Annotated in this window: 12 protein-coding genes and 1 riboswitch; of the genes, 5 read left to right on the forward strand and 7 right to left on the reverse strand. The window is 69.2% G+C overall.

The window, feature by feature from the left end:
* Positions 1 to 160: 160 nt before the first annotated feature.
* The 7 genes from ACFY6U_RS21880 to gcvT all read right to left on the reverse strand — a co-directional run bounded on the left by ACFY6U_RS21880 (position 161) and on the right by gcvT (position 6,519).
* Entirely contained in the window at positions 161 to 580 is a 420-nt protein-coding gene (locus tag ACFY6U_RS21880; RefSeq protein ID WP_350781766.1) for a PIN domain nuclease, read from the reverse strand.
* On the reverse strand, positions 580 to 822 hold the full coding sequence (locus ACFY6U_RS21885) for a type II toxin-antitoxin system VapB family antitoxin (RefSeq protein WP_293996899.1): 243 nt from the start codon (positions 820 to 822) through the stop codon (positions 580 to 582). Before ACFY6U_RS21885 ends, ACFY6U_RS21880 begins: the two co-directional genes overlap by 1 nt.
* Positions 823 to 1,080: 258 nt before the next feature.
* Entirely contained in the window at positions 1,081 to 1,290 is a 210-nt protein-coding gene (locus ACFY6U_RS21890; protein ID WP_390040594.1) for a hypothetical protein, read from the reverse strand.
* An 874-nt stretch (positions 1,291 to 2,164) separates the two neighbouring features.
* Positions 2,165 to 3,532, reverse strand: a complete 1,368-nt coding sequence (locus tag ACFY6U_RS21895) for an L-serine ammonia-lyase (RefSeq protein ID WP_390040596.1) — start codon at positions 3,530 to 3,532, stop codon at positions 2,165 to 2,167.
* A gap of 56 nt (positions 3,533 to 3,588) precedes the next feature.
* Positions 3,589 to 4,851, reverse strand: coding sequence for a serine hydroxymethyltransferase (glyA, locus tag ACFY6U_RS21900; RefSeq protein WP_390040598.1), 1,263 nt, complete (start codon positions 4,849 to 4,851; stop codon positions 3,589 to 3,591).
* 39 nt (positions 4,852 to 4,890) lie between these two features.
* Positions 4,891 to 5,268 carry a glycine cleavage system protein GcvH gene (gcvH, locus tag ACFY6U_RS21905; protein WP_390040600.1) on the reverse strand — a complete coding sequence of 126 codons (378 nt, stop codon included), beginning with the start codon at positions 5,266 to 5,268 and terminating at the stop codon, positions 4,891 to 4,893.
* A gap of 123 nt (positions 5,269 to 5,391) precedes the next feature.
* Positions 5,392 to 6,519, reverse strand: coding sequence for a glycine cleavage system aminomethyltransferase GcvT (gene gcvT, locus ACFY6U_RS21910; protein ID WP_351491103.1), 1,128 nt, complete (start codon positions 6,517 to 6,519; stop codon positions 5,392 to 5,394).
* A gap of 158 nt (positions 6,520 to 6,677) precedes the next feature.
* A riboswitch (glycine riboswitch) is annotated at positions 6,678 to 6,775 on the reverse strand.
* Positions 6,776 to 6,958: 183 nt separating this feature from the next.
* Between gcvT and ACFY6U_RS21915 the strand changes: the two genes are divergently transcribed.
* The 5 genes from ACFY6U_RS21915 (at position 6,959) to ACFY6U_RS21935 (ending at position 12,622) form a co-directional block, all read left to right on the forward strand.
* Entirely contained in the window at positions 6,959 to 7,633 is a 675-nt protein-coding gene (locus ACFY6U_RS21915; RefSeq protein WP_390041114.1) for an AAA family ATPase, read from the forward strand.
* 81 nt (positions 7,634 to 7,714) lie between these two features.
* On the forward strand, positions 7,715 to 8,506 hold the full coding sequence (locus ACFY6U_RS21920) for an enhanced serine sensitivity protein SseB (RefSeq protein WP_390040603.1): 792 nt from the start codon (positions 7,715 to 7,717) through the stop codon (positions 8,504 to 8,506).
* 150 nt (positions 8,507 to 8,656) lie between these two features.
* Positions 8,657 to 9,454, forward strand: a complete 798-nt coding sequence (locus ACFY6U_RS21925) for an enhanced serine sensitivity protein SseB C-terminal domain-containing protein (protein WP_390040605.1) — start codon at positions 8,657 to 8,659, stop codon at positions 9,452 to 9,454.
* Between the two features lie 356 nt (positions 9,455 to 9,810).
* The gene (locus tag ACFY6U_RS21930; RefSeq protein ID WP_390040607.1) at positions 9,811 to 10,809 is read left to right on the forward strand and encodes an ABC transporter permease; all 999 of its coding nucleotides are present in this window, start codon (positions 9,811 to 9,813) and stop codon (positions 10,807 to 10,809) included.
* A gap of 37 nt (positions 10,810 to 10,846) precedes the next feature.
* On the forward strand, positions 10,847 to 12,622 hold the full coding sequence (locus tag ACFY6U_RS21935) for an ABC transporter substrate-binding protein (RefSeq protein ID WP_390040609.1): 1,776 nt from the start codon (positions 10,847 to 10,849) through the stop codon (positions 12,620 to 12,622).
* Positions 12,623 to 12,687: the final 65 nt, after the last annotated feature.

Here is a 12,687-nt window from a genome sequence, read left to right on the forward strand (position 1 = left end):
CCCGGGCGTGAAGTTCGTCACCGCGCGGCCCGCCGACCCCCGCCGCCGAGGATGGCAGCCGATTGTTCCCCGCCGCTTACGGGCGCGGCCCGGCCCGGAATGTCGAGGCCGGCACGCTCCCTGTAGGAGTCAGTGGTCTCCATTGCGTTCTCAGTACCGTTCAGCGGTCGGCGATGCCTGGTGGCACGACCCACTCGGTGGGTTGGCCGGTGAGGGAGGCGATCATGTCGAAGTCGCCGTCGTAGTGGAGTACGGTCAGCCGGTTCAGCTCCGCTGTGGCGGCGATGAGAAGGTCGGGGAGTGACAGTGCCCGGTGGAAGCCTGCGTTGAGAGCGTGGCGCTGGACCTCCAGGGCGCGAGTGAAAGTGTGGTCGTCACTGTGCAGGTAGTCGAAGGCGCGCAGCCAGGTACTGATTCGCGTTGCCTCGGCGGTGTCCCGGGCCGAGTGGATCATCTCGTATTCGGTGGGTTGGCAGACTGAGAGCAAGTAGCGCTCGTGGAGGGGCTTGAGTACCTCTCTGACGCCGGGTTTTGTCCAGCGCGCCAGAGCGGACTTGTCGATCAGGTAGCGGTCCTGCATCAGGCGGCTCGGCCACCTTCGCGCTTAAGGGTTCCGTCGGCGTTCCGAGGGCCGGTGCTCTCGATGATCTCGCTGAAGTCGAAGTCGCCGGCGTCCATGGCGTCGAAGCCCTCCTGTCGTAGGTGCCGTTTGACGGCGTCCTCCATGGCGAGGCGTACGGCCTGGGCTTTTGTCTTGGTGCCGAAGATGCGCATGGCCTCGGCGACCATGGTCTCGTCGAGGTCGATTACTGTCCTCGCCATACTGGCCTCCTCGCGTGATCAGAACCACCAAATGATATCAGATTTGCATCAGAAGCGATATCGTATGGCGTGTGCCGGCGGGGTCCGTCATGTCGGTCGTGGAACCTGGTCGGCCTCGTCCTCCTCGCGGATGGGGACCGTCTTGAGTGTCGTGGGATCGAATGCGACGCCGTCGTCGATCTGCGATGGCCGCGACGCTGCGGATGATCTCGGTTTCCGTGTCTGGGAACGAGCGGCCGAGGATGTCGATGTCGCGGGTCATTCGACGTGCGCCGAACTGGGCGAGCAGCAGGCCGCCCTGAGGACGAAGTGCTCCCGGCCCAGGGGCGATGAGGCCGGGCGGTAGAGGAACCGTTCGAGGACGTACTCGACCATGACCTCGTCCGTGGACCGGCTGTTGCGGCGGGCCAGGTTGCGCAGATCGTTGTAGACGCGGCCTGCTGTGGTGCCGCGGGTGCGGTTGGCCATCAGGCGAGCACCGTCTCTACGGCGGGGCGGACGACGGAGAGAACGTCCAACTCGCCTGCGATGTGCTGGAGTTCGTCGACGCCGCCGGGTCTGCTCCGGCGCAGGTAGCGGCCGAGCGCGGACAGGGCGAGGGTCCGCCGAGACGGCTGCGGTGGCGCATCGCGTCGACGACGCTGCGGGCTGCGTTGTACATGGGGATGGTCTCTCCCGGGGCTGCTTCGAACCGTTCGATACCGAGGTCGAAGGTCTTCGCGGCGTACTGCGTCGCCACGGTCGGCGGGTAGGAAATCGTCGGGCGGCGTGTACCGCGCGGCACGGCGATGTGTACTGCTGCGGGGATGTCGTCGATCAGCTCATGCAGAGCCAGGACGGATTCACCGCATACGACGGCGCGAGGGGCCCGTGCGCACGCGGCCGGCAGATCCGCGTGCGCCGTCTCCGGGGCGTCTGCCCGGCGGTACACCCCACGGGACAGTTCGTCTATCCGCGCTTCTGTGACCAAGTGCGCCAGATCGCGGGGGGAGAGCAGGGCCTGACGCGCCTGCGCCGTCGTGAATGTGGGGGAGAGGCCGGCCAGCCGCTGTTCCAGACGTGAGTTTTCCGCAGCGTCGATGTGTCGATGTATCGAATGAGACCCCTCAGGCGGACTCAGGGGGTCGATTTGATGCGTCCAGTGGTGAGTGGGCGGCGCATCCGGTATTGATCACGTGCCGCGAAACTGCAGGTCAAGAGCTACTTTCATGGGGACTTTCCGGGGGCTTTCCGGGGACTTTCAAGCCTGTCCCAGGGACGTCCCGGGGACTTTCCGCCGCGTAAGCAGGGAAGGCCCCGACAGCGCCGAAAGACACGAACGCGCTGGTCAGGGCCCATTCCCCTAGCACTCGATGATGTTCACCGCGAGCCCCCCGCGCGCCGTCTCCTTGTACTTCACGCTCATGTCGGCGCCCGTGTCCTTCATGGTCTTGATGACCTTGTCCAGGGACACCTTGTGGGAGCCGTCGCCGCGCATGGCCATGCGGGCCGCGGTGACCGCCTTGACCGCGGCCATGCCGTTGCGTTCGATGCAGGGGATCTGGACCAGGCCGCCGACCGGGTCGCAGGTGAGGCCGAGGTTGTGCTCCATGCCGATCTCGGCCGCGTTCTCGACCTGTTCGGGCGAGCCGCCGAGGACCTCGGCGAGCGCGCCCGCCGCCATCGAGCAGGCCGAGCCGACCTCGCCCTGGCAGCCGACCTCGGCGCCGGAGATGGACGCGTTCTCCTTGAAGAGCATGCCGATCGCGCCGGCCGCGAGGAGGAAGCGGACCACGCCGTCCTCGTCGGCGCCCGGGACGAAGTTGATGTAGTAGTGCAGGACCGCCGGGATGATGCCCGCCGCGCCGTTCGTGGGGGCGGTGACCACCCGGCCGCCCGCCGCGTTCTCCTCGTTCACGGCCATCGCGTAGAGCGTGATCCACTCCATCGCGTGCGCCAGCGGGTCGCCCTCGGCGCGCAGTTGGCGCGCGGTCACGGCGGCCCGGCGCTTCACCCGGAGCCCGCCCGGCAGGATGCCCTCCCGGGACATGCCGCGGGAGACGCACGCCTGCATCACCCGCCAGATGTCCAGCAGGCCCGCGCGGATCTCCTCCTCGGTGCGCCAGGCCCGCTCGTTCTCCAGCATCAGCGCGGAGATCGACAGGCCCGTCTCCTTCGTCAGGCGCAGCAGCTCGTCGCCCGTGCGGAAGGGGTACTTCAGGACCGTGTCGTCGAGTTTGATGCGGTCCGCGCCGACCGCTTCCTCGTCGACGACGAAGCCGCCGCCGACCGAGTAGTACGTCTTGGAGAGGAGCTCGGCCCCGGACGCGTCGTAGGCCCAGAGGGTCATGCCGTTCGCGTGGTAGGGGAGCGCCTTGCGGCGGTGGAGCTTCAGGTCGTCGTCGAAGGAGAACGGGATCTCGTGCTCGCCGAGGAGGGACAGGCGGCGCGTGGCCTTGATCGCCTCGATGCGGTCGTCCGCGGTCTCCACGTCCACCGTGCGCGGCGAGGCGCCCTCCAGACCGAGCAGCACGGCCTTGGGGGTGCCGTGGCCGTGGCCGGTCGCGCCGAGGGAGCCGTACAGCTCGGAACGTATCGAGGCGACGGACTCCAGCAGGTCCTCGTTGCGCAGGCGGCGGGCGAACATCCGGGCCGCGCGCATCGGGCCGACGGTGTGGGAGCTCGACGGGCCGATGCCGATCGAGAACAGGTCGAAGACCGAGATGGCCACGGGAACTCCTCCAGAGAGGGCGGGGGCACACGCCGTCGGGTGCCCCCACCAGGGAACTACTTGTTCAGACCGGGGTAAAGCGGGTGCTTCGCCGTCAGCGCCTCGACCCGGGCCTTCATGGCCGCCGCGTCGTAGGACGGCTTCAGCGTCTCGGCGATCACGTCCGCGACCTCGGCGAAGTCCTCGGTCGTGAAGCCGCGGGTGGCCAGCGCCGGGGTGCCGATCCGCAGACCCGAGGTGACCATCGGCGGCCGCGGGTCGTTCGGGACGGCGTTGCGGTTGACCGTGATGCCGACCTCGTGGAGCCGGTCCTCGGCCTGCTGTCCGTCCAGCTCCGACGCACGCAGGTCGACGAGGATCAGGTGGACGTCCGTGCCGCCGGACAGGACGTTCACGCCGGCCTCGCGGGCGTCGGCGGCGGTGAGCCGTTCCGCCAGGATCCGCGCACCCTCCACCGTACGACGCTGGCGCTCCTTGAAGTCCTCCGAGGCGGCGACCTTGAAGGAGACCGCCTTCGCCGCGATCACGTGCTCCAGGGGACCGCCCTGGAAGCCCGGGAAGACGGACGAGTTCAGCTTCTTCGCGAAGGCCTGCTTGGCGAGGATGATCCCGCCGCGCGGTCCGCCGAGCGTCTTGTGGGTGGTGGAGGTGACCACGTCCGCGTAGGGGACCGGGTTCGGGTGCAGCCCCGCCGCGACCAGGCCGGCGAAGTGCGCCATGTCGACCCACAGGTAGGCCTCGACCTCGTCGGCGATCCGGCGGAACTCCGCGAAGTCCAGCTGCCGCGGGTACGCCGACCAGCCCGCGATGATCACCTTCGGGCGGTGCTCCTTGGCGAGCCGCTCCACCTCGGCCATGTCGACCAGACCGGAGTCGTCGACGTGGTAGGCGACCACGTCGAACTGCTTGCCGGAGAAGTTCAGCCGCATGCCGTGGGTCAGGTGGCCGCCGTGGGCGAGGTCCAGGCCCAGGATGGTGTCGCCGGGCTGGGCCAGCGCGAACAGGGCCGCCTGGTTGGCGGAGGCACCGGAGTGCGGCTGCACGTTGGCGTACTCGGCGCCGAACAGCTCCTTCACCCGGTCGATGGCGATCTGCTCGGTGACGTCGACGTGCTCGCAGCCGCCGTAGTAGCGGCGGCCCGGGTAGCCCTCGGCGTACTTGTTGGTGAGGACCGAGCCCTGCGCCTCCATGACCGCCAGCGGAGCGAAGTTCTCCGAGGCGATCATCTCCAGGGTGGACTGCTGGCGCGCCAGCTCGGCGTCGACCGCGGCGGCTACCTCGGGGTCGAGCTCGTGCAGGGGCGTGTTCAGAACGGACATCTGTTTCTACGACTCCTAGGCCGGGGTCTGCGGCGGCTCTCAGCCGGCGGTGAAGGCGGTGTACTCGTCGGCGGAGAGCAGGTCGTCCGGCTCGTCCGTGACGCTCACCTTGAACAGCCAGCCGCCCTCGAAGGGGGCCGAGTTCACCAGGGACGGGTCGTCGACGACGTCCTCGTTGACCGCGGTGATCTCACCGGTGACCGGCGCGTACAGGTCGGACACCGACTTGGTCGACTCCAGCTCGCCGCAGGACTCGCCCGCGGTCACCGTGTCGCCGACCGCCGGGAGCTGGACGAAGACGACGTCACCGAGCGCGTTGGCCGCGTGCTCCGTGATGCCGACCGTCGCCACGCCGTCCTCGGCGGCCGTCAGCCACTCGTGCTCCTTGCTGTAACGCAGCTGCTGGGGGTTGCTCATGGCCTGAATTCTCCTGTACGCGGGGGAGTGCTGGTGAATGGGGGACTGCTGGGAACGCGCGTGACCAGCGGCGATGTGCGCCAGGTCACGCCCGGTGGCTGTTGCCGACGCCGGTTGGGGTGATCACTTCCGGCGCTTGTAGAACGGCAGCGGCACGACTTCGTACGGCTCGTGACTGCCCCGGATGTCCACGCCGACGCCTGCCGTGCCCGGCGCCGAGTGCGCGGCGTCGACGTACGCCATGGCGATCGGCTTGCCCAGGGTGGGGGAGGGGGCGCCCGAGGTGACCTCGCCGATCACCTCGCCGCCGGCGACCACCGGGTATCCGGCGCGGGGCACCCGGCGGCCTTCGGCGACCAGGCCGACGAGCACCCGCGGCGGGTTCTGCTCCGCTCGGGCGGCGGCCTCGGCGAGCGCCGCGCGCCCCACGAAGTCGCCCTCCTTCTCGAACTTCACCACCCGGCCGAGCCCGGCGTCGAAAGGGGTGAGCGAGGTGGTGAGCTCATGCCCGTACAGCGGCATGCCCGCCTCCAGCCGCAGCGTGTCCCGGCAGGAGAGACCGCACGGCACCAGGCCCACCGCGGAACCCGCCTTGGTCAGCGCCTGCCACAGCTCCACCGCGTGCTCCGGCTTCACGAACAGCTCGAAGCCGTCCTCGCCGGTGTAGCCGGTGCGTGCGATCAGCGCCGGGACGCCGGCGACGGTGCCGGGCAGCCCGGCGTAGTACTTCAGCCCGTCCAGGTCGGCGTCGGTGAGGGAGGCGAGGATGCCCGGGGACTCCGGGCCCTGGACGGCGATCAGCGCGTACGCGTCCCGGTCGTCGCGGACCTCGGCCTCGAAGCCGGCGGAGCGTTCCACGAGCGCGTCGAGGACGACCTGGGCGTTGGAGGCGTTGGCGACGACCATGTACTCGGCCTCGGCCAGCCGGTAGACGATCAGGTCGTCCAGGATGCCGCCGTCGGCCCGGCAGATCATGGTGTAGCGGGCCCGGCCCACGCCGACGGAGGCGATGTTGCCGACCAGGGCGTGGTTCAGCAGGGCGGCGGCCTGGGGGCCGGTCACGGTGATCTCGCCCATGTGGGAGAGGTCGAAGAGCCCGGCCCTGGTCCGTACGGCGACGTGCTCGTCGCGCTCGGAGCCGTAGCGCAGGGGCATGTCCCAGCCGGCGAAGTCGGTCATGGTCGCGCCGAGCGAGCGGTGCAGGGCATCGAGCGCGGTACGGCGGGGTGCGGCGGAATCGGTACTGCTCATCGGTCGGTCGTCTCCCGGAGGTCCCAAGGGCATGACAGGCGAGGGCTGTCCTCCCCATCTGTCATCGGAACCTGAGAGGTTCGCCCTGACCACGGATGTGACCACGGCTTGCACCTTGGGTGGAGCCACTGACACAGCGGCCCGCTTTTCAGATGTGCCTCGCCCGCGCGGTAACGGGGCCTGAGAGATTCAAGGGAGGGACTTGCTCCTTCGGCGCCCCAGCGAAGACGGCTGGGGACTCTCCCGCGCGGATTCAAGCGGCCGGTATGCAGTTGGCGCGGACATCATTGCACGCCGCCCGGGGCCGTGGCAGGCCGGACCTGGCCCTCCGTTCTGTGACGGGCCTGTGGCAGTACGCGAACGGAACCGCGAGACGCCGTGCATTACCTTCTCTTTACGTTAAGTGGGGAGAACCTTTCCTGAACCCCCAGGGAGGACGATCACGGTGACAAGGACCACGGCATACGCGACGACGACGGGCATCGCCGTGCCCCGGCAGCCGGCGGCCCCGGCCCGCGAGCGGTGCGGCGAGCTCCCCGCACCGGTCGTCCGCGACCTGCGCGACCGCGCCGGGCACAGCCCGCACGGCCTGCTCTTCGGCCCCCGTGACCTGGTCGTGGTCACGGGGCTGCCCGGCAGCGGCAAGTCCACCCTGATGCACCGCACCGTCCAGGGCATCCGCATCGACTCCCAGGACACCCGCGACCGCTGGGACGCCCGCCTGGCCCGCCTCCTGCCGTACGCCGTCTACCGCCCGCTGGTCCGCATCGCCCACTACGCCGGGCTGCGTCGGGCCCTCGGCACCGGCGAGGGCGTGGTCGTGCACGACTGCGGGACCCAGGCCTGGGTGCGCGACTGGCTGGCCCGGGAGGCCCGCCGCCGCGGCGGCACCCTGCACCTGCTGCTCCTCGACGTCACGCCGGGCACGGCACTGGACGGCCAGCGCGAACGCGGCCGGGGCGTCTCCCGGTACGCCTTCCTGCGCCACCGCCGGGCGGCCGGGCGGCTGCTGCGCGCGGCGGAGAAGGGGAGGCTGCCCGAGGGCGTCGGTTCGGCGGTCCTCCTCGACCGGGACGCGGCGGACGTACTGCGCCGGATCGCCTTCGCGGCCTGAATCGGCTGGTGGGGTGGCTTTGTCGGTGTCACCCGCTAGCCTTTCCAGCCTCAGCAGTGGTTTCCAGCAGGCGGTAGGCAGATGGACTTCCCGGCGGACATTCCCGCGGACTTCCCGGCACAGGCGCACCCCCACCCGCACGGCGGGTGGCCCGGCAACGAACTGGAGGAGGTCCTGTCGGCCTCCCTCGGCGTGCCCGCGGCGGCGGGCCGGCTCATCGAGGTACTGGGCCGGAGTTTCCTGTGGATCCCGCTGCCCGAGGGCGGCGGCCCGCACAGCGGCCCGCTGGACCTGCCCACAACGGAGATCGCGGGCCAGGTGTACGTGCCGGTCTTCAGCTCCGAGGAGCAGTTCCGCCTGGTGGCCGGCTCCCATCTGTCGTACACGATCGCCCCGGCGGTCGAGTTCGCCCGCGGGCTGCCCCCGCAGGTCGGCATCGCCGTGAACCCCGGGGGAGTCGTCGGGGTCCCGCTGCCGCCGGAGGCGGTCGCCCAGCTCTGCCGGACCGGCCGTACCGAACTGGACGGCCCCGCCTCCGGCGGCCGGGTCCGCCTCTTCGAACCGGACTGGCAGGACGACCCGATGGACTTCCTGGCCGCGGCGTCGGCGGAGTTCGCGGCGATCGGCGTCGTCGCCTCGGCCCGCCGCTGCCTCGCCGCGGTCGAGACGGCGGACCCGGTGATGTTCGTGGGCGTCGAACTCTCCCAGTGGGAGGGCGACGTGCGCGCCCTGCCCCTGGAGGCCCTGGGCAAGGCCCTGGGCCGGGTGCCGGTGAGGTGGCCGGTGAACCTGGTCCTGCTCGACGTGGCGGACGACCCGGTCGGCCACTGGATGCGGGAGAACGTGCGTCCCTTCTATCGATACGGCCACTAGAAACGCCCTCAGGGCAGCCAACCAAGGGGCGCGGGGAACTGCGCGACCAGCCACCACGAAGCCGCACCCGCGCACGGACAATCGGCCCCCGCCCCCTGGGCGCATAAGCTGTCTCCAAACGCGGGGCACCAGATGAAGGGGCGGTAACACGTGAGCGCCAGCGGCACCGCGGCGACCGGACAGGTCGAGCACATGCTGCGCCAGGTAACCCCCGGGCGCTACGACGCCTACGAGGCACTCCTCCGCGCCCTCGCCACGCCCTCCTCCGGCCAGATCTGGATGCTCCTCTGGCACGGCCAGGCCGGCTCCCCCGACGCCCAGTACGGGAACATGGAGGTCGAGGGTCACGGCTACGCCCCCTGTGTGACCTCGGCCCAGGAACTCTCCGCGAGCGGCTGGAACCGCTCGTACGAGGTGGTCGACGGCATCGACGTGGCCCGCACGCTCTACCCCGACCACTTCGGCCTCTGGCTCAACCCGCACGCCCCGGGCGGCGGCGTCGGCATCCCCTGGCTGGACCTGCGCCGCATCGCCACCGGCCTGGACCGCCAGCCGGCCGGCCCGCTCCGGCTCACCGAACCGGCCATCGAGATCCCGCAGTTCTACGCCCTGCTCACGCAGAACGCCCACCGCACCCCCGCGGTGCGCTCCCTGCGCCGCGCCTGGGTGCAGCCGGCCCTCGGGGCGCCGTACCTCGCGATCGGCCTGGACGTGTACGACACCTCGCCGCCGGCCGTGGACTCGGTGCGGGGGATGATGCAGCAGTCGATCGGGGCGGTGCCGGACGGGCTGCCGGTGTCGACGGTCGCGATGACCGACGAGTACGACCCGGTCGTGATGTGGATGCGGGCGACGGCACGGCCGTTCTACGACCGCGAAGCCCACGCGGCGCTGCCGCCGGCGCCGGCGACGGGGTACGGGTATCCACCGGCCCAGGGCGGTTACTGACGCGACGGGGCGCTCTCCCCTCGGGTCGGCCGAGGGGGTTCACAAGATTTACGTAACGAACACATTTCTCCGCGCGTAGATGACGCCGGAACGTTCCGTTCCGACCGAATTCGGCGTTATGTCCCAACTGGCCTGCGTCCGAGGGGCGTTACCCACTGTTCGGATAACGGAATCCCTCGGACTGCATCACGGTTGCGCATACTTTCTTCGCCAGATCTGGCGGGTGATCGCGACGACGCTGAAGACTCGCCAGTCAGACATGAGGTCGGTTTAAACCTCATGATCGAGCAAGTCGACAAAGCCGCAATCCGCGGCTGGCGTAGGCCGGTCACCGCCGGCGAGAGGGGTCGCTCACCGTGACCGCACCGATCGAGACCACCGGGGCGGCAGCCGAGGCACAGCCGGAGGCTGTGCTGGAGGGTGCCGGTAAGGGGCAGATCGAGGGTCGTTCCCTCGGGCAGATCGCCTGGACCCGGTTCAAGAAGGACAGGGTCGCCGTGGCCGGCGGCATCGTTGTCGTTCTGCTGATTCTCGTCGCGATCCTCGCCCGCCCCATCCAGGCCCTCTTCGGTCTCGACCCCAACGCCTTCCACCAGGAGCTGATCGACGCCAACACCTCGCTGCCCAACGGCGGCTGGGGCGGTATGAGCCTTGATCACCCGCTGGGCGTGGACCCGAAGTTCGGCCGTGACATCGCCACCCGCATCCTGGAGGGCTCCTGGGTGTCGCTGGTGGTCGCCTTCGGTTCGACGATCCTGTCCAACGTGATCGGCGCGATCATGGGCGTCGTCGCGGGCTACTACGGCGGCCGGGTCGACTCGGTCATCAGCCGCCTGATGGACACCTTCCTGGCCTTCCCCCTCCTGCTGTTCGCCATCGCCATCTCCGCCACCCTCCAGGGCGGCGCGTTCGGCCTGAACGGACTGCCGCTGCACCTGAGCGTGCTCATCTTCGTCATCGGCTTCTTCAACTGGCCCTACCTGGGCCGGATCGTGCGCGGCCAGACCCTGGCCCTGCGGGAGCGCGAGTTCGTCGACGCCTCCCGCGGCATGGGCGCCAAGGGCCCGTACATCCTGTTCCGCGAGCTGATGCCCAACCTGGTCGGCCCGATCATCGTCTACTCGACCCTGCTGATCCCGACCAACATCCTCTTCGAGGCGTCCCTCAGCTTCCTCGGCGTCGGCATCCAGCCCCCGCAGGCGTCCTGGGGCGGCATGCTCCGCGAAGCGGTGACGTACTACCAGGTCGATCCCGAGTACATGATCGTGCCCGGCCTTGCCATCTTCGTGACCGTGCTGGCGTTCAACCTGCTCGGTGACGGTCTCCGCGACGCTCTCGACCCGCGCAGCCGCTGACGCCTGCTGTCACCGAGAGCCCGAAAAGTTTCCGACAATGGAGGGGAACCCGCCCATCATGCGAAGGTCAGCGCTGGCCGCGATCGCGGCCATCGGCTCCGCCACCCTGCTGGTTGCAGGGTGCAGCAAGGCCGATGACAACAAGGACGGCAACGGCGGCGGTAGCTCCGCCGCGGCCAACGCCGCTACCAAGGGTGTCGTCAACGCGTCCGACAAGAAGGGCGGGACGGTCACCTACGAGCTGTCCGACGTCCCGGACTCGTTCGACCCCGGTAACACGTACTACGCCTACATGTACAACTTCAGCCGGCTGTACGCCCGCCCGCTGATGACGTTCGAGCCCGGCCCCGGTTCCAAGGGCAACACCCTGGTCCCGGACCTCGCCGCGAGCAAGGGCGTTCCGAGCGACGGCGGCAAGACCTGGACGTACAAGCTGCGTTCGGGTCTGAAGTACCAGGACGGCACGGCGATCACGTCCAAGGATGTCAAGTACGCCGTCGAGCGCTCCAACTTCGCGCGTGACGTGCTCTCCCTCGGCCCGAACTACTTCCAGCAGTTCCTGGTCGGCGGCGACAAGTACAAGGGTCCCTACAAGGACAAGAGCGCCAAGGGCCTCGCGTCCATCGAGACCCCGGACGACACCACGATCGTCTTCCACCTGAAGCAGGCCTTCCAGGAGTTCGACTACCTGGTCTCGGCCCCGCAGACGGCCCCGGTCCCGCAGGCCAAGGACAACGGCGTCGACTACGTCAAGAACATCGTGTCCTCCGGCTCGTACCAGTTCCAGAGCTACCAGGACGGCAAGCAGGCCGTGCTGGTCCGCAACAAGAACTGGGACCCGAAGACCGACCCGCTGCGCAAGCAGCTGCCGGACAAGATCGTCGTCAACCTGAAGGTCAACGCCGAGACGATCGACAAGGACGTCCAGGCCGGCGACGCGATCGACCTCGGCGGCACGGGTGTCCAGGCCGCCACGCAGGCCCAGGTGCTCACCGACGCCAGCAAGAAGGCCAACACGGACAACACCTACGGTGGCCGTCTGGTCTACATGGCGATCAACACCAAGCTGAAGCCGTTCGACAACGTCGCCTGCCGCAAGGCCGTCGAGTACGCGATCGACAAGGTCTCGGTGCAGACCGCCGAGGGCGGCCCGATCCGCGGTGACGTCGCCACCACGGTGCTGCCGCCGGACATCCCGGGCTACTCGAAGGCGGACGTCTACGCCACCACCGGCAACAAGGGCGACGTGGCCAAGGCCAAGGAGCAGCTGAAGGCCTGCGGCAAGACGTCGATCAACACCAACATCACGGCCCGTTCGGACCGCCCGCAGGAGATCGACGCCGCCACGGCGATCATCAACTCGCTGAAGAAGGTCGGCATCAACGCCACCCTCAAGCAGTACCCCTCGGGCAAGTACTTCACCGACTACGCCGGTGTCCCGAACTTCGACAACAAGCAGAACGTCGGCCTGATGATGATGCAGTGGGGTGCCGACTGGCCGTCCGGCTACGGCTTCCTGCAGCAGATCCTGAACGGCCAGGCGATCAGCCAGTCCGGTAACACCAACCTGTCGCAGTACGACAACAAGACGGTCAACGGTCTGCTGGAGAAGGCGATCGGCACGCAGGACGACGCCGAGCGCAACAGCATCTACACGCAGATCGACAAGCAGACCATGGACGACGCCGCCCTGGTGCCGCTGACCTACTTCAAGGTCCTGCTGGCCCGCCCGACCACCTTCACCAACCTGGTCTCCACGGCGGCCTTCAGCGGCCAGTACGACTACCTCAACATCGGCGTCGCGTCGAAGTAGCAGCCCCGGAAGGCAGGTGAAGGCATTGGTGCCCGCGGGTCTCACGGCCCGCGGGCGCCAGCGCC

The organism is Streptomyces sp. NPDC013157, from assembly GCF_042899865.1.
Lineage (GTDB): Bacteria > Actinomycetota > Actinomycetes > Streptomycetales > Streptomycetaceae > Streptomyces.